Below are 20,047 nucleotides of genomic sequence, written 5' to 3'. Positions count from 1 at the left end.
GCGCGAAATAGGATGAAACACGACATCGCCGCCAAACTGCTTCAAATCGGGGCGGTCGCCCTGCAGCCGAATGAACCGTTTACCTGGTCCTCGGGCTTGAAATCGCCGATTTATTGCGACAACCGCCTGACGCTCGCTTACCCCGGCGTGCGCCGCCTGATCGCCGACGGCCTCGCCGAACTCATCCGCACCCATTTCCCTAAAGCGGACCTCATCGCCGGCACGGCGACCGCCGGCATCCCGCACGCCGCCTGGGTGAGCGAGCGGCTTGAGCTGCCGATGTGCTACGTCCGCAGCCAGGCGAAAGCACACGGCAAAGGAAAACAAATCGAAGGCCAAGCCGAACCGGGCCAGCGCGTCGTCGTCATCGAAGACTTGATCTCGACGGGCGGCAGCTCGCTTGCGGCCGTCCGCGCCTTGAAAGAGGCAGGCTGCGAGGTGCTGGGCGTCGCCGCCATTTTCACATACGGGCTCGAAAAAGCGAAACAGGCGTTTGCCGCAGAGAATTTGCCTGCCTACACGCTTACGGACTACAACACCCTCATCGAAACGGCCGTCCGCCTTGGCGCCGTCAGCGAACACGATCTGGCGACATTGCGGCAATGGCGGGAGAATCCGGAGGAGTGGGGGAGCTAAAAGAGGAAAAGAGGAGCGCGGACCAAAGGATGGTTCGCGCTTTTGTCATGGACGAAGCGGGGAGATGACTCACTCGCCATCGGCGTCATTCCATGGGGAAAAACGGAGTGCGACAGCGTCTAATGTCGTCAATATTTCGTGGGTTTTCTGAACATGAGCAAGTTTCGCTCACCACCAAGCATGAACATAACCATTCGTGGATGGTTATGTTCACAGAAAAAACGGGTGGCTTGGCATTCAAATAAAATGATCATTTACAGCATTTCGCTTAGTGGTCACGATCATCATCACAAGCAACCATTCGCATTCTCCATTTCACCTACAAATATTTTACTCACACCTGCGGATTTCCCTGCTGGCAATCAAGATTGGAACCGTGCCGCCGTTTCGATTCAACCTTCCAAGCCAATTGATAAAATCGACATATCCGCTGTCTTCCGCGGCAATTACACGGGAACGGTATGGTTTGACGCGATCCGGCTCATGGAAGGAAACGTGGTGACGAAAAACAAATACGATGCCAGCGGAAATGATGTCACGGAAGAAGTGGATGAAGAAGGCTATGTGGCGAAAAAGAATTATGATGCCGTAGGAAACTTGTTAAGCGAGTACGATAAGAAAGGAAACAAGAAAGAGTACACGTATGATTGAAGAAGGGATATCTGACGTTAAAAAAGTTTTTCTATCCTGAAAATACCCGAACTTCAAAATGTGCAAGGTTTCAGAGTTCGACATAGCGGCATTTTCATCCCTTCGATGGTGACGAAATCTTTTTGTCATGGGAGTCTATATAGATCGTAAAGTGAATTTTCATCTCATGATGTACAATGAACGGGTATAATATGTTTAAAAGGATCCATCTTCCTTGAAAGGAGTGAAAACGTTATGGATTTTGTAAGAGTAATCAAAAACAGCAATGACTTAGAAAAGATCATCGATTTGCCTCAATCATTAAAAAATAGAAAAGTGGAAGTCATTATTCTTCCTTATGCGGATAAAGAAGATTTGGAACAGCCAAAAAAAGGAATCTAAGAGGGGCTCTGTCCAAATATAAAAATGAGACTTTGCAAGCCCGAGAAAGCGATGCTTGGTCTAAAGCTGTGGTGGATCAATATGAAAATCATTGATGCGAATATTATTTTAAGATATCTGCTTAATGACCATGATGAGTTGTCGGGCAAAGCCGCAACGATTATTGAAGATAACAAAGTATTGTTGCTAAGAGAAGTAATGTTCTTGAAAAAGTGTACAACGTAAAAAATGACGAGATCAGCGATATTCTTTTAGAATTGCTCAAATACGATAATATCGAGGTGGATGATATCGAGGTCGTAGAGGAGGCGCTTGCTCTGTTTGGCAAAAGGCGCTTGGACTTTGTCGATACCCTTTTATACGCCTATAACAAAGTGAAGGGATATCAAGTGTATACTTTTGATAAGAAGCTGGATAAGATGCTTGAGGAATAGCCGGCCATTACGGCTGTTGCGTTCTTCTTTTGGGGAATATGTAAGCGACAAAGGAGAAGATGCCGATGTCCTTGCCTCGGTTTTCCAATGTGTCGTACGAGCAATATTGGGCGTTGCGGGAACAAAGCGATGAGTGGCTTGAATATATTGATGGCGCTGTGTATATGGCTCCGTCGCCAAGCATCAAGCATCAGCTTGTTTCGAGCAACCTTCATACCGAATTGGGCCTTTATTTTCGTGGGAAGCCGTGCAACGTGTTTGCGGCGCCGACCGATATTGAACTGGCTAGCGACAAGTTTCCCGATCGCAAAGTCGTCATTCCGGATTTAAGCGTTATTTGCGATTCAAAAGGGTTTACGGAAACGAAGTATGTCGGCGTGCCTACTCTTATCGTTGAGATCTTGAGCCCTTCCAACCAGGCGCACGATTTAGTGACCAAATTCAATTTGTATATGGCGTACGATGTGAAAGAGTATTGGATCGTCAATCCGATGAAAGAGGCGATTACCGTCTATACGCTGAACGAGGAAGGACTGTATGAGCAGGCGGATGTGAAAGCGGGAACGGGTGTGGTGCAGTCGGCATGCTTTCCTGGGCTTCAAGTGGCTCTTGAGGATATGTTTCGTTGAGACGGATGGCAGACGTGCATGGAGTTGCATTCGTGATGGCGGCTTGTGGTTGACTCGACAAGTTTGCAAAGCGGGCTGTCCGTAAGGCCAATGCAGCTGGTCTTACAGACAGCCCGCTGTCTTTTATGCGGCACTAGACCGTTTCGGTTTGCGGGAGTTCGCGCGGATCGCCCGATGCCGTGTTGGGCGGCCATTGGGGCGCGTTTACGATGGTTTCGCCGCTTGTTCTTTTTGCCTCTGTTTCATGGTGCGGACGAGTTCTTCATCCGGTGTGACGTAGAGCGTTTGCTCGTTTTCGTAAATGACAAATCCCGGCTTGGCGCCGCTCGGTTTTTTTACATAGCGGATGCGCGTGTAGTCGACAGGCACGGAGCCGGAGTGGCGGGCCTTGCTGAAGTAGGCGGCAAGATTCGCCGCTTCCAAGAGCGTCTCGTCAGACGGCTGCTTGTTCCGGATGACGACGTGCGAGCCGGGAATGTTTTTCACATGCAGCCAAACATCGTCCTTATGGGCCAGCTTTGTCGTGAGATAATCGTTTTGTTTGTTGTTTTTGCCAACGAGTATTTCCGTGCCGTCGCTTGCGACGTAGCGGTCAAGCTCGGGTGCGGTTGGTTTGCGCTTTTTTGCTCCTTTCGCCGCGCGCGGGCGCAAATAGCCTTGTTCAATGAGCTCGTCGCGGATTTCCTCGACATCTTTCGGCGAGGCGGTTTCAAGCTGGCTTAAAATCGTGTCGCAATAGGCGATGTCTTCTTTCGTCCGCTCGATTTGTTCTTGAACGACGGCGAACGAGTTTTTCGCTTTTTGGTATTTTTGAAAGTACTGTTGCGCGTTCTCGGACGGCGATTTTTGCGGGTCGAGCGGAATGGTGATGGTGCCTCCGTTTTCGTCGTAGTAGTTTGCGACCTCGATTTCCGTCATGCCGCGCTTTATGGCGTACAAATGGGCGGTGAGCAGTTCGCCGTACAGTCGATAAACGTCGGCTTTCTTTGCTTCTTCGAGCGTCTGTTCGAGCTTTAGGAGCTTTTTCTCGTTTTTCGCCTTTTCGTTCGCCATGAGACGCTCGATGTCATGAGCTTGCTGCTTGACGCGGTCGCGCTCGGCCTTGCCGAAATAAAAGCGGTCCAATAGCTCGCTTGCACTCGCAAACGGTTGGCCTTCGATTTTTAAGTGCTTAAGCGGCAAAACGTAAAACCATTCTTTTTCCCCGTTCGTGTACATCATCGGGGCAAAGCGGCGGTGCCGAACGTCATCGATGAGTGCGAGGAAGCTTTTCGGCAGCGTCGTCCGGTTGGCGAGTCCAGCGCGGAACACCGCCTCATTGGCAAATAGCGGCGAAATGCCGCTGAAGGCGGAAACAAGCTGATGGGCGAGCTTGCCGGCGTGAAAGTCGATTTTTTTCAGCACCATTTCTTCCGTCGCCTCAAGCGGGTTCAGCTTGCCGTGCGTCGGTGGGGCGACGTACGGATGCCCGGGAAGCACCGTCCGGTAGCGGTTGACCGACGGCGGCAAATGTTTCAAGCTGTCGATGATCGTGTCGGTCGATGCATCAACGAGGATGATGTTGCTATGGCGGCCCATCACTTCAATGATGAGCCGCTTTGTCTGCACGTCGCCGAGTTCGTCGCGGCCTTTTGTGTCCATGACGATGATGCGGTCAAAATCGACTTGGCGGACCGCTTCGATGACGCTTCCTTCCAACTGTTTGCGCAGCCGCATGCAAAACATCGGCGGCTCGGATGGGTTGTTGTACGTTTCGTTTGTCAAATGGACGCGGGCGTACGTCGGATGCGCCGACAGCATCACTTTATGGTTATGGCCCCGGGCGCGCACAAGCAGCACGATCTCATACGCCGACGGCTGGTGGATTTTCGTGATCCGCCCGCCCGCAAGCGCCTCTTCGAGTTCACCGACAATGGCGTACGTAAACACTCCGTCAAAGGACATGGAAAACACCTTTCTATTTCGTTTGTTTGCTATTTCGATCTTACCATACGACCCGCCGTTTTGAACATTTCTTTGAATATTACCTGAAGACGGACGAAGATGCCCGACGAACATGTTGCATAAAATGGGGAGGCCCGCTTTTTTGACACGATTTTTTCCCTTATGGGGGAGATGGCGTGGCAAAGGGCCCCACGACTCCTTATGTTTGTGTCGCTAAACATCATGGCGGGGACTATCATTTTTTGGGACATGTATGAATAAGCATAGAGAAGCGGGAACGGCGTGCGAAAAAAATGGAAGGACGGAGGGAGACAGATGCAATGGCATACGCTCGCGGCAAGCGATGTCGCGCACGAGACGAAGACGAATGTCAAGACCGGGCTTACTGCGGCGGAGGCGGAAAAACGGCTGCGGCAGTTCGGGTACAACGAGCTGGCGGAAGGGAAGAAGGAGTCGGCCATCGTTGTCTTTTTTCGCCAGTTTCAAGATTTTATGGTGCTTGTGTTGCTTTTGGCGACGGTGATTTCCGCGTTTTTAGGCGAGTATGTGGATGCGGTGGCGATTGTCGTCATCGTGATCATGAACGCCATCCTGGGGTTTATCCAGGAGCGGCGGGCGGAAAAGTCGCTTGCCGCCTTAAAACGGTTGTCCGCTCCGCAAGCGGTTGTGTTGCGCGGCGGGGAGTGGGTGAAAGTCCCCACGCGCGAGCTTGTTGTCGGCGATGTGGTGAGACTTGCAAGCGGCGACCGGGTCGGGGCCGACATCCGCTTGATTGAGGCGGCCGGCCTGGAAATCGAGGAGTCGGCGCTGACGGGCGAATCAGTGCCGGTGGCCAAATCCGCCGCCCCGCTTCATACAGCACAGGCGTCGTTGGGCGATTTGCACAATATGGCGTTTATGGGGACGCTCGTGACAAGAGGGAATGGGGTCGGGATTGTCATCGCCACTGGGATGAAAACAGCGATGGGACAAATCGCAACGATGCTCGAAGAGGCGGATGCGGGGGCAACCCCGCTCCAGCGCCGGCTCGAGCAGCTTGGGAAAATTTTGCTTGTCGTCGCATTGGCGCTGACGGCAGCGGTCGTGGCCGTAGGTGTCATTCAAGGGCACGACCTGTATGAAATGTTTTTGGCTGGTGTGTCGCTCGCGGTCGCCGCCATTCCGGAGGGGTTGCCGGCCATTGTGACGGTCGTCTTGGCGCTTGGCGTGCAGCGGATGATCAAACGAAACGCCATCGTCCGCAAGCTTCCGGCGGTGGAAACGCTCGGCTGCGCTTCGGTCATTTGTTCCGACAAAACGGGGACGATGACGGAAAACATGATGACCGTCACGCAAGTATGGGCAGGCGGGCGGACATTTGCGGTAAGCGGCGTTGGTCTTGAAACGGATGGCGAGTTTTCTGAACGCGGCCGGACGGTTGATCCGAACCGCGTTCCCCAGCTCGCTCGCCTGTTGACAATGGGGGTGCTTTGCAATAGTTCGGAGTTGAAAGAGGAAAACGGCCGGCGTTACGTCGACGGCGATCCGACGGAAGGAGCGCTGCTGGTCGCGGCGGCCAAAGCTGGATTGGCGAAAGGAATGCTTTTGCGTGAGTACACGATCGAACAGGAGTTTCCGTTTGATTCCGAGCGGAAAATGATGACGGTGATCGTCCGCGACCGAAACGGCCGTCGGTTTGTCGTGACGAAAGGGGCGCCCGATGTGCTGCTTGAGCGGGCGGACCGCCTTGAATGGAACGGCCGCGAGCAGATGCTGACCCCGGCGTGGAAAGAAACGATCGAGAAGGCGATTCGCCAGATGGCGTCTTCCGCCTTGCGCACGATCGCCGTCGCGTATCGGCTGCTTGCGGAAACGGAACGGATCGAGTCGGAGAAGGATGCGGAGACAAAGCTTCGGTTCCTCGGCGTCGCCGGCATGATCGATCCGCCGCGCCCTGAGGTGAAGCAAGCAGTGGCGCGATGCAAAGAGGCAGGCATGAAAACGGTGATGATCACCGGCGATCATGTGTTGACAGCCACCGCCATCGCCAAACAGCTTGGCGTGCTGCCGCCTGGCGGAAAAGTGATGGATGGTGCGGCGTTGTCGAAGCTGTCGGTCGATGAGCTCGAACGCGTAGTTGATGAGATTTACGTGTTTGCCCGCGTCGCTCCGGAGCATAAGTTAAAAATTGTCAACGCCCTCAAGCGTCGCGGCCATATTGTTGCCATGACCGGCGACGGGGTGAACGATGCGCCCGCTCTGAAAGCAGCCGATATTGGCGTCGCCATGGGCCGGTCGGGGACAGAGGTGGCGAAAGAGGCGGCGTCGCTCGTTTTGTTGGATGACAACTTTGCGACGATTGAGGCCGCGATCGAAGAGGGGCGCAACATTTACGAAAACATTCGCAAGTTTATCCGCTACTTGCTTGCCTCGAACGTCGGGGAAATTCTCGTCATGTTGTTTGCGATGCTGCTTGCCTTGCCGCTGCCGCTCGTGCCGATTCAAATTTTATGGGTCAATCTTGTCACCGATGGTTTGCCAGCCATGGCGCTCGGGCTCGACCAACCAGAAGAAAACGTGATGAAGCGGCCGCCGCGCCGTCCCGATGAAGGGGTGTTCGCCCGCGGGCTCGGCTGGAAAATCGTAAGCCGCGGCTTTTTGATCGGCGTTGTTACGCTGGCTGCGTTTCTGACCGCCTATGAACGGAGCGGCGAGGATCTCGTTTACGCCCAGACGGCGGCGTTTGCGACGCTTGTGTTGGCCCAATTGATCCATGTGTTCGACTGCCGTTGCGACCATTCGGTTTTTGACCGCAGTCCGTTCGGGAACATATACCTTGTCGCGGCGGTGATCGTGTCGCTGCTTTTGCTCATTGTCGTCATCTATTACCCACCGCTTGCCGCAGTGTTCCATACGAAGCCGCTCGCAACAGTCGATTGGCTGCTCATCATTGGCTTGTCCGCCTTGCCGACATTTTTGTTTGCAGGCTCGCTTTTTACGAGAAAATAAAAGGATGGATATGTTATAATAAAAAGGGTGATAGAGGAACGCTCTATGACCTTTTCTTTTTCATCAAGGCAACGACGGATGTGATGATATGGTTTACAGCATGACCGGCTTCGGCGCAAGCACAAAAAAAACGGATCGTTTGATGGTGGCGGTGGAAATGAAATCGGTCAACCACCGGTTTTGCGAAATTTCCATTCGCCTCCCTAGACAATGGCTCGTGTTTGAGGATAAAATAAAGAAAGCAATTTTGCCGTACGTGCGGCGCGGAAAAGTGGAAGTGTTCGTCACGATCGCCGGAGAAGGGCTTGTGAAACGGAGCGTACATATCGATTGGGATTTGCTTGGCCAGTATTGGGCCGGAGTGCAGGAAGCCGCAAAGCGATTTGCCATTGACGGCAGCGTGACGGCGGCCGAGCTGCTTCGGCTTGATGGGGCCGTCGAAGTGGTGGAAGAGGAAGGAGCGAACGAGGAGGTCGAGCCGCTGCTTTTGACCGCTGTCGATGAAGCGGCAAAGGCACTTGTTGCCATGCGCCGGCGCGAAGGGGAGGCGCTTGCCGCGGATTTGCGCGCCCGTCTTCATGAAGTCGAAGCCGGGGTGGAAGCCATTGAACAGCGGGCGCCGCTTGTTATTGAACAATACCGCGAGCGGCTTGCGCGCCGCCTGCGCGAATGGGCGCCCGCTCCGGTCGATGAGGCGCGCCTGCTCACAGAAGTGGCGGTGTTTGCCGAAAAGGCGGACATTCATGAGGAATTGAAACGCATCCGCAGCCATTTGGCGCAAATGGCAGACGCCTTAGAAATGGACGAACCGATCGGGAGGAAGCTGGACTTTTTGGTGCAAGAGTTGAACCGGGAAGTCAACACGATCGGCGCCAAGGCAAACGACAGCCTGATTGCCGCGCAAGTCGTTGAGATGAAAAGCGTGCTTGAGAAAATGCGCGAGCAAGTGCAAAACGTGGAATAACTGTTTAAAACGACTTATTGGCGGCAACAATATCGGATATGGCAGGTGGGCGTGTCATGATGATGAAATTTATCAATATCGGGTACGGAAACATGGTGTCAGCCGCCCGCATCATTACGATTGTCAGCCCTGATTCGGCGCCGATCAAACGAATCATTCAAGATGCGCGCGAAAGCGGCAAGCTTGTTGACGCGACGCACGGGCGGAGGACGCGCGCCGTCATCATTATGGACAGCGATCACGTCATTTTGTCGTCCGTGCAGCCGGAAACGGTGGCGAACCGCTTATATGGAAGCGACGATTTCTCCGAGGAAGGGTAGGGTTTTGGGCGTTGAAGAACGAACGTGGGTTGTTGATCGTCATGTCGGGTCCGTCTGGCGTTGGCAAAGGAACGGTGCGCAAGGCGCTGTTTTCGCAGCCGGACATCAATCTTCATTATTCGGTGTCGGTCACGACGCGCAAGCCGCGCGAAGGCGAAGTGGAAGGCGTCGACTACTTCTTCCGCACGCGCGAGCAGTTTGAACAAATGATTCGGGAAAACAAGCTGCTCGAGTGGGCGGAATACGTCGGCAACTACTATGGCACGCCGATCGACTACGTGGAGAAGACGCTTGCCGAAGGGAAAGATGTGTTTTTAGAGATCGAAGTGCAGGGAGCGATGAAAGTACGGCGGGCGTTTCCAGAGGCGCTCTTCATTTTCCTTGCTCCGCCAAGCCTCACGGAGCTTGAAAAGCGGATCATGGGACGCGGCACCGAGTCGAAAGAGCTGATTGAAAATCGGCTGCGGGCGGCGAAAGAGGAGCTTGAAATGATGGACGAGTACGACTATGTCGTGGAAAATGATGAAGTGGAGCTCGCCTGCGAGCGGATCAAGGCGATCGTCATCGCCGAACATTGCCGGCGCGAACGCGTCGCCGAGCGATATAAACGGATGTTGGGGGTGGAATGACGATGCTGTATCCTTCCATCGATTTGCTGATGCAAAAAGTCGATTCGAAATACAAGCTCGTCACGGTGGTGGCCAAACGGGCGCGCGAGCTGCAGGACGGTGCGGAGCTGATGGTGAAAAAGCCGGTGTCGAAAAAATTTGTCGGCCAGGCGCTCGAGGAAATTGCCGGTGACAAGGTCGAATTAGTGGAGGAGGAAAAATAACAACCTAGCTTTAGGTTGTTATTTTTTTCAATGTCGGGGGGTGGCCAACATGATCAAGGGAAAACATATTTTGCTTTGTGTGACCGGGGGGGTGGCGGCGTACAAGGCGGCGGCGCTCACCAGCCAGCTCGTCCAGCGCGGCGCTGAAGTAAAAGTGATCATGACAGAAGGGGCGTGCCAGTTCATTACACCGCTCACGTTTCAAGCATTGTCGCGCCAGGAAGTGTATGTCGATACGTTTGCCGAAAACGATCCGGCTGTCATCGCCCATATCGATTTGGCGGACTGGGCGGATCTCGTTTTGGTCGCACCGGCGACGGCCAATACGATGGCGAAGCTGGCCGCCGGCATCGCCGACAATATGGTGACGACGACGATTTTGGCGACGAAAGCGCCCGTCTGGATTGCTCCGGCGATGAACGTCCATATGTATGAGCATCCGGCCGTCCAGGCGAACATTGAGCGGCTCTGCCAATTCGGCTACCGGTTCATCGAGCCGTCGGAAGGCTATTTGGCGTGCGGCTACATCGGCAAAGGGCGGCTGGAGGAGCCGGAGAACATCATCGCCCATATCGAGCGCTTTTTTGCCGGTGATCCGCCGCTGTTTCGCGGGAAGCGTGTGCTTGTCACCGCTGGGCCGACGCGGGAGAGGCTTGATCCAGTCCGCTATTTCTCCAACTATTCGAGCGGCAAAATGGGCTACGCCATCGCCGAAGCGGCGGCCCGCTTCGGCGCTTCGGTGACGCTTGTCTCCGGACCGACGGCGCTTTCTTCGCCCGATGGCGTCGAGACGGTGGCGGTTGAATCGGCGGAAGAGATGTATGAAGCGGTGATGGCTCGGTTTGCGGAAACGGACATCGTGATCAAGGCGGCGGCGGTCGCCGATTATCGGCCGAAATATGTGGCGGCGTCCAAAATCAAAAAGCAACCGGGTGATTATGTGGTGGAGATGGAGCGGACGGTGGACATCTTGAAAGCGCTTGGTGAGCGGAAAACGGGACAGATTTTAGTTGGATTTGCCGCTGAGACGGACAACCTTGAACAGTATGCGTTAAAAAAGCTTGAAGAAAAGCGGCTTGATATGGTCGTCGCCAACAATGTCACCGAAGAAGGGGCAGGGTTTGCCGGCGATACGAACATCGTCACCATCTTCCGCCGCGACGGCGTCGTTCGGCCGCTGCCGCTCATGACGAAACGCGAGGCGGCCGAGGAAATTTTAAAAGAAATTCACGCGTATATCGAGGCGATTCGATGAAAGTAGCATCCGTGATTGTCGATGTCCCGTCCCGGCAGACGGACCGCCCGTTTGATTATTTGATTCCGGAACGCTGGCAAGGCATCATCCAGCCGGGCATGCGGGTGACGGTGCCGTTTGGGGCGCGGCGTTTGCAAGGGTTTGTCGTTGATGTGAAAGACCATTCCGACATCAAACAACTGAAACCGATTGAGCATGTGCTTGATGTCGTGCCGGTGTTAAACGAAGAGCTGCTTGATCTTGGCCGCTATTTAACGGAAACGACGCTTTGTTTTGCCATTTCGGCGTACCAGGCGATGCTGCCGGCAGCGATGCGGGCGAAATATGAAAAAACGCTCCGTTTGACAGATGAAGAGAAGAGAGAGAGGTTGCCGGATGAGGTAAAGCCGCTGTTTGCCGGGCGGACGGAAGCCGCTTGGAAAGAGGTTGAGGCGGCCGGTTTATGGCGGGCGGCGCAAAAAGCGGTGCAGCAGGGCGTGCTCGAGGCGGTCTACAAGGTGAAAGAAAAAGCGGGCAAGAAAACGGTGAAGCACGCCGCTCTTGCCATTCCATCGGAACAGGCGAAACAGGAGCTCGGGTCGCTGCCGGCAAGACAAAAAGAGGTGCTTTCATTTTTGCTTGAAAAAGGGAAGGCGGCGTCGGTTGCCGAACTGCAAGCGGTGCTTGGCGTCTCCTCAGCGCCGCTGAAAGCGCTCGTCGACAAAGGATTTGTGGTGCTGAACGATGTCGAGGTGTACCGCGACCCGTACGAGCATCGCACGTTTCAGCCGAGCGAGCCGCCGGCGCTCACCCAGGCGCAAGAGGCGGCGTTGGCGAAGATCGCCGCTTCGGTGCGCGCTGGGGAGCATCGCACGTTTTTGCTGTATGGCGTCACCGGCAGCGGGAAGACGGAAGTGTATATGCAGGCGATTGATGAAGCGTTGCGCCAAGGAAAGGAAGCGATCGTTCTCGTGCCGGAAATTTCGCTGACGCCGCAAATGGTCGAGCGCTTCAAAAGCCGGTTCGGCTCGAAAGTAGCGGTGCTTCACAGCGGGCTGTCGGTCGGCGAAAAATATGACGAATGGCGGAAAATTCACCGGAAAGAAGTGCAGCTTGTCGTCGGTGCGCGTTCGGCTGTGTTTGCCCCATTTGAAAACTTAGGGATGATCATCATCGATGAGGAGCATGAGACGAGCTACAAGCAAGAAGAAATGCCGCGCTATCATGCGCGCGATGTCGCCATTTACCGCGCTCGCCGCCACAGCTGCCCGGTCGTGCTTGGCAGCGCCACCCCTCGCTTGAGACGTTCGCCCGCGCCGCCAAAGGGGTGTACGAGCTGCTCGAGCTGCCGGAGCGCATCAGCGACCGCGGCCTGCCGGACGTTCATGTCGTCGATATGCGCGAGGAGCTGCGAAGCGGCAACCGTTCGATGTTTTCACGCCGGTTGCTTGACGAATTGCGCCGCCGGCTTGAGCGCGGCGAGCAGGCAGTGTTGCTGTTGAATCGACGCGGTTATTCGACGTTTGTCATGTGCCGCAGCTGCGGCTATGTCATCCGCTGTCCGCACTGCGACATTTCGTTGACGTACCATCGCGCCGGCGAGCGGATGAAATGCCATTATTGCGGGCATGAAGAGCCGCTTGTCCCTCGCTGTCCATCGTGCGGAAGCGAACACATCCGCTTTTTCGGGACCGGCACGCAAAAAGTGGAAGAAGAACTGACGAGGTTGCTGCCGAAAGCGCGCGTCATCCGCATGGATGTCGACACGACCGGCCGCAAAGGGGCGCATGAAGAGCTGCTTTCCCGTTTTGCCGCCAAGGAAGCCGATATTTTGCTCGGCACGCAAATGATCGCCAAAGGACTTGATTTTCCGAACGTCACGCTTGTTGGTGTGCTGGCGGCCGACACGATGCTTCATTTGCCCGATTTCCGCGCCGCGGAAAAAACGTTCCAGCTGTTGACGCAAGTGAGCGGGCGCGCCGGGCGGCACGAGCTGCCCGGCGAAGTCATCATTCAGACGTATACGCCTGACCACTACAGCATTGAACTGGCCGCCCGCCACGACTACCGCGCCTTTTACCAGCGGGAGATGGCGCTGCGCAAAGCGCACGGCTATCCGCCGTACTATTATTTGACGCTCATTACCGCCGCCCACGAAGAGGCGCCGGCTGCGGCCAAAGCGGCGGAAAAGATCGCCGCCTATTTGCGCAAGCATCTGTCGCACGAAGCGGTCGTTCTCGGCCCGGTTGCCTCGCCAATCGCCCGTCTTCACGATAGATATCGCTACCAATGCATGATAAAATACAAACGGGAGCCGAATTTGACCGCGGCGCTCAAGGCGGTCATCGACCGCTACCAAGCCGATGCCGCCCATGGCGGAGTGACGATTACGGTCGACACGAATCCGTATATGATGATGTGAAGATGGAGGAATGACATTGGCCGTTTTGTCGATTGTGATGCATCCAAATCCAATTTTGGAACAGCCGTGCGCGCCGGTGACGATATTTGACCGTCGGCTCGGGCGGCTGCTTGACGATATGTATGAAACGATGCTTGCCGCTGACGGGGTGGGCCTAGCTGCCCCGCAAATCGGCGTCGCGGAACAGGTTGCGGTCGTTGATGTCGGAGATGAGCACGGACGCATTGAGCTCATCAACCCGGTCGTGATCGAGGCGCGCGGCGAACAAGTGGATGTTGAAGGCTGTTTGAGCTTTCCTGGTTTGTTTGGCGAAGTGCCGCGCGCGAAATTTGTGAAAGTGCGGGCGCAAAACCGGCGCGGCCGCCCGTTTACGCTTTCCGCGACCGGTTTTTTGGCGCGCGCCCTGCAGCATGAAATCGACCATTTGCACGGCGTGCTGTTTACGTCGAAAGTGATTCGATATTGCGATCTTGAAGAATTGGAAGGATAGATGCCAATGACGAACATTGTGTTTATGGGAACACCTGACTTTGCCGTGCCGATTTTGCGCCAGCTGCTTGATGACGGTTATCATGTTGCAGCGGTCGTCACCCAGCCGGATAAGCCAAAAGGGCGGAAGCGCGAGCCCGTTCCGCCCCCGGTGAAAGTGGAAGCGGAGCGCCGCGGCATCCCGGTGCTTCAGCCGACAAAAATTCGCGAGCCGGAGCAATACGAACAAGTGCTGGCGTTTGCGCCCGATTTGATTGTCACGGCTGCGTTCGGGCAAATTTTGCCGAAAGCGCTGCTTGATGCACCAAAATACGGCTGCATCAACGTCCATGCCTCGCTTCTGCCCGAGCTGCGCGGCGGGGCGCCGATCCATTACGCCATTTGGCAAGGGAAAACGAAAACGGGCGTCACGATCATGTATATGGTGGAGCGGTTGGACGCCGGCGACATGTTAGCGCAAGTCGAAGTGCCGATTGCCGAAACGGATACGGTCGGCACGCTCCATGATAAATTGAGCGCCGCCGGGGCTAAACTACTATCAGAAACGCTTCCACTTTTATTGGAAGGAAACATTGCGCCCGTTCCGCAAGATGAGGAGAAAGCGACGTATGCGCCGAACATTCGCCGCGAGCAGGAGCGGATCGATTGGACGCAGCCCGGCGAAGCCATTTACAACCATATTCGCGCCTTCCATCCGTGGCCGGTCACGTATACAACGCAGGATGGGCACATTTGGAAGGTTTGGTGGGGTGAAAAAGTGCCGGCGCCCCGTTCGGCGCCGCCGGGCACGATTTTGGCGCTCGAGGAAAACGGCATTGTCGTGGCCACCGGCAATGAGACAGCCATTCGCATCACCGAATTGCAGCCGGCCGGAAAAAAACGGATGGCGGCGGGCGAATTTTTGCGCGGCGCCGGCAGCCGGCTGGCGGTCGGCATGAAGCTAGGAGAGGATCATGAACGTACGTGAACTTGCTTTAGATACGCTGTTAGCCATTGAACAAAAAGGAGCGTACAGTCATTTGCAATTAAACGAAGCCATTCAAAAAGGACGCCTTGACGGGCGCGATGCGGCGCTGTTGACCGAGATTGTCTACGGCACGGTGCAACGGCGCGACACGCTCGATTATTATTTGGCGCCGTTTTTGCGCAAGGCGCGCCGGCTTGAGCCGTGGGTGCGCGTGCTTCTTCGGTTGACGCTGTATCAAATGGTGTATTTGGATCGTGTTCCCGACCGCGCCGCCGTCTTTGAAGCGGTTGAAATCGCCAAACGGCGCGGCCATCGCGGCATTGCTTCACTTGTCAACGGCGTATTGCGGGCCATCGGCCGCGAGGGGCTGCCGTCGATCGAGGCGGTTGATGACGCGGGCAAGCGGCTCGCCCTTGCCACCAGCCATCCCGAGTGGCTCGTTCGGCGCTGGATCCAGCAATATGGTTATGAAGAAGCGGCGCGCATGTGCGAGACGAATTTGCGCCCGCCGCAATCAACGGCCCGCGTCAACCGGCTGCGTGCGACTGTCGAAGAAGCGCTTGAGCGGCTACGCGCTGAAGGGATGCAGGCAATCCCTGGCCATGTCGCTCCGGAGGCCATCCGGGCGGAAAAAGGGAATTTGGCTCATACGGAGACGTTTCGCGCCGGTTGGCTGACGATTCAAGATGAAAGCTCAATGCTTGTCGCTCGAGCGCTCGACCCAGCCCCCGGCGAGCGGGTGCTTGACTGCTGCGCGGCGCCGGGCGGGAAAACGACCCATATCGCCGAGCGGATGGACGGGCGCGGCGAGGTCGTTGCTGTTGATATCCACGAACGTAAGGTAATGATGATCGAACAGCAGGCCAAGCGGCTCGGGCTTGACAACGTTGCGACGCTCGCCCTTGACAGCCGCCGGCTCGGCGAGCGGTTTGCCCCGGAATCGTTTGACCGCGTTTTGGTCGATGCGCCGTGCACTGGATTCGGCGTCATTCGCCGCAAACCGGAGATCAAATATACGAAAGGGAAAGACGCCATCGCCGCGCTTGTCGAGATTCAGCAAGCCATTTTGCGGGCGGCCGCCCCGCTTTTGAAAAAAGGCGGTACGCTTGTCTACAGCACATGCACGGTGGAGCGCGAGGAAAATGAAGAAGCCATCGCCCGCTTTTTAGCGGATCATCCGGACTTTTTCCTCGACGCCAGCCTTGCCGAACGGATGCCGGAACCGGTGCGGCCGCATGTGAAAGGCGGCATGTTGCAGCTTTTGCCGCATCATTTTGACTCTGACGGGTTTTTTATCGCCCGACTGCGAAAGAAGGTGTAAAAGCATGGAAATGGTTCGTCCGGCTGCCCGCCGCTCTGTCGGCGAAACGCAGCCTCCGTTGCCATCGATTTATTCGCTCACGCTAGACGAATTGAAGGAATGGCTTGTCGCTCAAGGCGAAAAGCCGTTTCGGGCCACGCAAATTTACGAGTGGCTGTATCAAAACCGTGTCACCGATTTTGCCGACATGACGAATTTGCCGAAGCGGCTGCGCGAACAGCTAGCGTCATCGTTTTCGATCACGACGTTGAAAACCGTGGTCAAACAAACGTCTAAAGACGGAACGATCAAATTTTTGTTTGAGCTCCATGACGGCTATTCGATCGAGACGGTGCTCATGCGTCATAACTACGGCAATTCGGTGTGCGTCACGACGCAAGTCGGCTGCCGCATCGGCTGCACGTTTTGCGCTTCGACGCTCGGCGGACTGAAGCGTCATTTAGAGGCGGGCGAGATCGTCGCCCAAGTCGTGCAAGTGCAAAAGGCGCTCGATGACACGAATGAACGCGTCAGCAGCATCGTCGTCATGGGCATCGGCGAGCCGTTCGACAACTACGATGCGCTCATCAAGTTTTTGCGCATCGTCAATCACCCAAAAGGGTTGAACATTGGCGCCCGCCATATCACCGTTTCCACCAGCGGCATCATCCCAAAAATTTACCAATTTGCCGATGAAGGAATGCAAATCAACTTCGCCATTTCGTTGCATGCACCGACGAATGAGCTGCGGACGAAACTCATGCCGATCAATAAAGCGTACCCGCTGCCCAAGTTGATGGAGGCGGTTCGGTATTACATTGAAAAAACCGGCCGGCGCGTGACGTTTGAATACGGATTGTTCGGCGGGGTGAACGACCAGCTTGAGCACGCCGAGCAGTTGGCCGAGCTGATTAAAGGGCTGAAATGCCATGTGAATTTGATTCCGGTTAACTACGTGCCGGAGCGCAACTATGTGCGCACGCCGCGCAGCCAAATTTTCGCCTTTGAACGGGCGTTGAAAAAACATGGAATCAATGTCACCATTCGCCGCGAACATGGACACGACATCGATGCCGCCTGCGGACAGCTTCGCGCGAAGGAGCGAAAAGAGGAGACGAGGTGAATCGGATGCGAGCCGTTTTCCGAACTGACATCGGCCAAATTCGCGAACATAACGAAGACAGCGGCGGCGTATTTGTCAATCAAAGCGGCCAATATTTAGCGGTCGTCGCTGACGGGATGGGCGGCCATCGCGCCGGTGATGTGGCCAGTTCCATGGCGGTGGCGTATTTGCAGGAGCGATGGGAGAAAGAGAGTAGCCTTGCTTCACCGGCTGAGGCGGAGCAATGGCTCAAGACGCAAATTGCGGCGGCGAACGAACAACTGTTTCGCCATGCCTGTTCCCACCCGGAATGTCAAGGAATGGGGACGACGGTCGTCGCCGCCGTTTGCGCTAATTCGTTTGCGACGGTTGCCCATATCGGCGACAGCCGTTGCTACGTGCTCAACAAAAGCGGAATTCAGCAGCTGACCGACGACCATTCGTTGGTCAATGAGCTCGTCAAAAGCGGGCAACTTTCGAAAGAAGCGGCTGAGCATCATCCGCGCAAAAACGTGCTGTTGCGGGCGCTTGGCACGGAACCGGCGGTGAAAATCGACGTGAAAACAGTGGCGCTCGACGAGGGCGACATGTTGTTGTTATGTTCGGACGGGTTGTCCAATAAAGTGCCGGAAGCGGACATGATACATATTTTGACGGGTGCCGGCACGCTGGAAGAGAAGGCGGAGGCGCTTATCCAGCTCGCCAACGGGCGGGGCGGAGAAGACAACATTTCGCTGGCGGTCATCGATGTTTCAGCGGAACGTGAAGGTGGGTGATCGGCGTGCTCATTGGAAAGCGATTGAATGACCGCTATAAAATCATCAGCCTCATCGGCGGCGGCGGCATGGCCAACGTGTATTTGGCCCGTGATATGATTTTGGAACGCGATGTTGCTGTCAAAGTGCTCCGCCTTGATTTTGCCAATGATGATCAGTTCATCAAACGGTTCCGCCGCGAGGCGCAAGCGGCGACGAGCTTAAACCATGAACATATCGTCTCCATTTATGACGTCGGCGAAGAGGAAGGCGTCTATTACATCGTCATGGAATATGTGCGCGGCGCGACGCTGAAGCAATACATCCAGCAGCACGCTCCGCTTCCGGTCGAACGGGCGCTTGGCATCATGGACCAGCTGACATCAGCGATCGCCCATGCCCATGAGAACGGCATCATCCATCGCGACATTAAACCGCAAAACATTTTGCTTGATGAGCACGGCAATGTGAAAGTGACCGACTTCGGCATCGCTGTGGCGATGAGCGGCACGACGATCACGCAGACCAACTCGGTGCTCGGTTCGGTTCATTATTTGTCGCCGGAGCAGGCGCGCGGGGGCATCGCTACTGAAAAATCAGACATTTATTCACTCGGCATTGTCATGTTTGAACTCGTCACCGGTCGGCTGCCGTTTTCCGGCGAATCAGCCGTTTCGATCGTGTTGAAGCACTTGCAGGCGGAAACGCCGTCGCCGAAGGCGTGGAATCCGGACATCCCGCAAAGTGTGGAAAACATTATTTTAAAAGCGACGGCGAAAGACCCGTTTTACCGCTACCAATCCGCGCGCGAAATGAACGAGGACATTCGGACAGCGCTGGATCCAAGGCGGCGCAATGAGCCGAAATTTACCATACCCGATGACGATGAGGAAGCGACGAAAGCCATTCCGATGATCAAACATGCGGAAAGCGCGGCGTTGGAGCAAGAGACGCTTGTGTACGAGGAAAAAACGAGCGAACCGGTTCATACGACGGGCGAACCGAAACCGAAGCGGAAACGGGTATGGATTGCCTGGCTTGTGGCTGCCTTGCTGTTCATTGGAGCTGCCGGCATCAGCGCGGTCACATGGATTCCGGACCTCATTTTTCCAAAAGAAGTGACGATGCCGAACGTGGTCAACAAAAACTATGATGACGCTGTTGAACAGCTGTCGTCGCTCGGTTTGGAAATCAAAGATACGATCGATGTAGAAGATGATCAAATCGAAGAAGGAAAAGTCGTGCGCACCGATCCAGAAGCCGGCATGACGGTGAAGAAAGGTGCCGGCGTCATTATTTATAAAAGCATTGGAAAAAAGAAAATCGAATTTCCAAGCTTCATTGGCGATGATATTGCTGCGGCGGAGGAGGAGCTGCGCGCCGAAGGATTTACCCGCATCACACGTAGCGGCCGCTACAGCGACAAGCCGGAAGGGACGATTTTGGATCAATACCCGTACGCCGGTGATGAAGTCGTGCCTGATGAAACGGAAGTGATGTTCACCGTCAGCCTCGGGCCGGAGAAGGTCACCGTTAAAGATTTGACTGGCTATACGGAAAAAAGCGTGCGCGACTACGGCGCGGATCAAGGGCTGCGCATTGACGTGAAGTACGAGTATTCGGACGAGGTGCCAGAAGGGCTTGTCATTTCGCAAACTCCAGCGGCGAACGAGCGGGTAAAAAAAGGGGAAACCATCACAGTCGTCATTTCCCGCGGGCCGGAGCCGAAGCCGTCCAAAACGGTAGTGAAAGAGATTATGATCCCATATGAACCGGCGATGCCGGGGCAAATGGTTGAAGCCCAGCTTTACATCCAAGATGCCACCCACAATATGTCAACGCCATACAAAACATACCGGCTGACGGCGCCAGCGACCGAGATGGTCGAGTTTGAAATTCCATATGGGGAGACCGCTTATTACCGCGTCATTGTCAACAATGTCGTCAAAGAGGAAGGATCGATCCCGTACCCAGAAAATAACGGAAAAAAGGGGTGAGG

19 protein-coding genes and 1 pseudogene are annotated in these 20,047 nt (G+C 55.3%); 19 read left to right on the top strand and 1 reads right to left on the bottom strand.

What is annotated here, in order from left to right; translation table 11 throughout:
- Positions 1-12 precede the first annotated feature (12 nt).
- From pyrE to ACVX3G_RS14605, 6 genes are all read left to right on the top strand, one after another.
- Complete coding sequence (gene pyrE / locus ACVX3G_RS14630; RefSeq protein WP_014195405.1) at positions 13-636, top strand: orotate phosphoribosyltransferase; 624 nt, start codon at positions 13-15, stop codon at positions 634-636.
- Between the two features lie 153 nt (positions 637-789).
- Positions 790-1,287 (top strand): RHS repeat domain-containing protein, encoded by a 498-nt coding sequence (locus tag ACVX3G_RS14625; protein ID WP_190304882.1) that lies wholly within the window; start codon positions 790-792, stop codon positions 1,285-1,287.
- Between the two features lie 234 nt (positions 1,288-1,521).
- Positions 1,522-1,668: a hypothetical protein gene (locus ACVX3G_RS14620; RefSeq protein ID WP_287465270.1), complete on the top strand. Its 147-nt coding sequence runs from the start codon at positions 1,522-1,524 to the stop codon at positions 1,666-1,668.
- Positions 1,669-1,749: 81 nt separating this feature from the next.
- Complete coding sequence (locus ACVX3G_RS14615) at positions 1,750-1,893, top strand: PIN domain-containing protein (RefSeq protein WP_021321689.1); 144 nt, start codon at positions 1,750-1,752, stop codon at positions 1,891-1,893.
- Positions 1,881-2,102, top strand: coding sequence for a PIN domain-containing protein (locus tag ACVX3G_RS14610; protein WP_014195407.1), 222 nt, complete (start codon positions 1,881-1,883; stop codon positions 2,100-2,102). Before ACVX3G_RS14615 ends, ACVX3G_RS14610 begins: the two co-directional genes overlap by 13 nt.
- A gap of 65 nt (positions 2,103-2,167) precedes the next feature.
- A complete protein-coding gene (locus tag ACVX3G_RS14605) occupies positions 2,168-2,731 on the top strand; it encodes a Uma2 family endonuclease (RefSeq protein WP_014195408.1) in 564 nt (187 codons plus the stop codon).
- 204 nt (positions 2,732-2,935) lie between these two features.
- Here the strand turns inward: ACVX3G_RS14605 and ACVX3G_RS14600 are convergent, their stop codons facing one another.
- A complete protein-coding gene (locus ACVX3G_RS14600; protein ID WP_021321690.1) occupies positions 2,936-4,675 on the bottom strand; it encodes an Rqc2 family fibronectin-binding protein in 1,740 nt (579 codons plus the stop codon).
- Positions 4,676-4,990: 315 nt separating this feature from the next.
- On the opposite strand from ACVX3G_RS14600, the gene ACVX3G_RS14595 reads away from it, so the two are divergent.
- The 13 genes and pseudogenes from ACVX3G_RS14595 (at position 4,991) to pknB (ending at position 20,045) form a co-directional block, all read left to right on the top strand.
- Entirely contained in the window at positions 4,991-7,663 is a 2,673-nt protein-coding gene (locus ACVX3G_RS14595) for a cation-translocating P-type ATPase (protein ID WP_014195410.1), read from the top strand.
- Positions 7,664-7,751: 88 nt separating this feature from the next.
- Entirely contained in the window at positions 7,752-8,627 is an 876-nt protein-coding gene (locus tag ACVX3G_RS14590; protein WP_014195411.1) for a YicC/YloC family endoribonuclease, read from the top strand.
- A gap of 56 nt (positions 8,628-8,683) precedes the next feature.
- Positions 8,684-8,947 (top strand): extracellular matrix/biofilm regulator RemA, encoded by a 264-nt coding sequence (remA, locus tag ACVX3G_RS14585; protein ID WP_011230666.1) that lies wholly within the window; start codon positions 8,684-8,686, stop codon positions 8,945-8,947.
- Between the two features lie 11 nt (positions 8,948-8,958).
- Complete coding sequence (gene gmk, locus ACVX3G_RS14580; RefSeq protein WP_011230667.1) at positions 8,959-9,576, top strand: guanylate kinase; 618 nt, start codon at positions 8,959-8,961, stop codon at positions 9,574-9,576.
- Between the two features lie 2 nt (positions 9,577-9,578).
- The gene (gene rpoZ, locus ACVX3G_RS14575; RefSeq protein ID WP_011230668.1) at positions 9,579-9,779 is read left to right on the top strand and encodes a DNA-directed RNA polymerase subunit omega; all 201 of its coding nucleotides are present in this window, start codon (positions 9,579-9,581) and stop codon (positions 9,777-9,779) included.
- Positions 9,780-9,828: 49 nt separating this feature from the next.
- Positions 9,829-11,034: a bifunctional phosphopantothenoylcysteine decarboxylase/phosphopantothenate--cysteine ligase CoaBC gene (gene coaBC, locus ACVX3G_RS14570; RefSeq protein ID WP_014195413.1), complete on the top strand. Its 1,206-nt coding sequence runs from the start codon at positions 9,829-9,831 to the stop codon at positions 11,032-11,034.
- A pseudogene (gene priA, locus ACVX3G_RS14565) lies at positions 11,031-13,435 on the top strand (primosomal protein N'). Before coaBC ends, priA begins: the two are co-directional and overlap by 4 nt.
- Before the next feature lie 16 nt (positions 13,436-13,451).
- Positions 13,452-13,925 carry a peptide deformylase gene (gene def / locus ACVX3G_RS14560; RefSeq protein WP_011230671.1) on the top strand — a complete coding sequence of 158 codons (474 nt, stop codon included), beginning with the start codon at positions 13,452-13,454 and terminating at the stop codon, positions 13,923-13,925.
- Positions 13,926-13,931: 6 nt separating this feature from the next.
- Entirely contained in the window at positions 13,932-14,891 is a 960-nt protein-coding gene (fmt, locus tag ACVX3G_RS14555; RefSeq protein WP_014195414.1) for a methionyl-tRNA formyltransferase, read from the top strand.
- Positions 14,878-16,212 (top strand): 16S rRNA (cytosine(967)-C(5))-methyltransferase RsmB, encoded by a 1,335-nt coding sequence (gene rsmB, locus ACVX3G_RS14550; protein WP_011230673.1) that lies wholly within the window; start codon positions 14,878-14,880, stop codon positions 16,210-16,212. Before fmt ends, rsmB begins: the two co-directional genes overlap by 14 nt.
- Before the next feature lie 4 nt (positions 16,213-16,216).
- A complete protein-coding gene (gene rlmN / locus ACVX3G_RS14545) occupies positions 16,217-17,314 on the top strand; it encodes a dual-specificity RNA methyltransferase RlmN (RefSeq protein WP_011230674.1) in 1,098 nt (365 codons plus the stop codon).
- Positions 17,315-17,319: 5 nt separating this feature from the next.
- Positions 17,320-18,069 carry a Stp1/IreP family PP2C-type Ser/Thr phosphatase gene (locus tag ACVX3G_RS14540; RefSeq protein ID WP_011230675.1) on the top strand — a complete coding sequence of 250 codons (750 nt, stop codon included), beginning with the start codon at positions 17,320-17,322 and terminating at the stop codon, positions 18,067-18,069.
- A 5-nt stretch (positions 18,070-18,074) separates the two neighbouring features.
- The gene (gene pknB / locus ACVX3G_RS14535) at positions 18,075-20,045 is read left to right on the top strand and encodes a Stk1 family PASTA domain-containing Ser/Thr kinase (protein WP_011230676.1); all 1,971 of its coding nucleotides are present in this window, start codon (positions 18,075-18,077) and stop codon (positions 20,043-20,045) included.
- Positions 20,046-20,047: the final 2 nt, after the last annotated feature.

The organism is Geobacillus sp. PLS 41, assembly GCF_056494105.1.
Note: the sequence above shows the minus strand (reverse complement) of the source record. Positions and strands in the feature narration are given on the sequence as shown.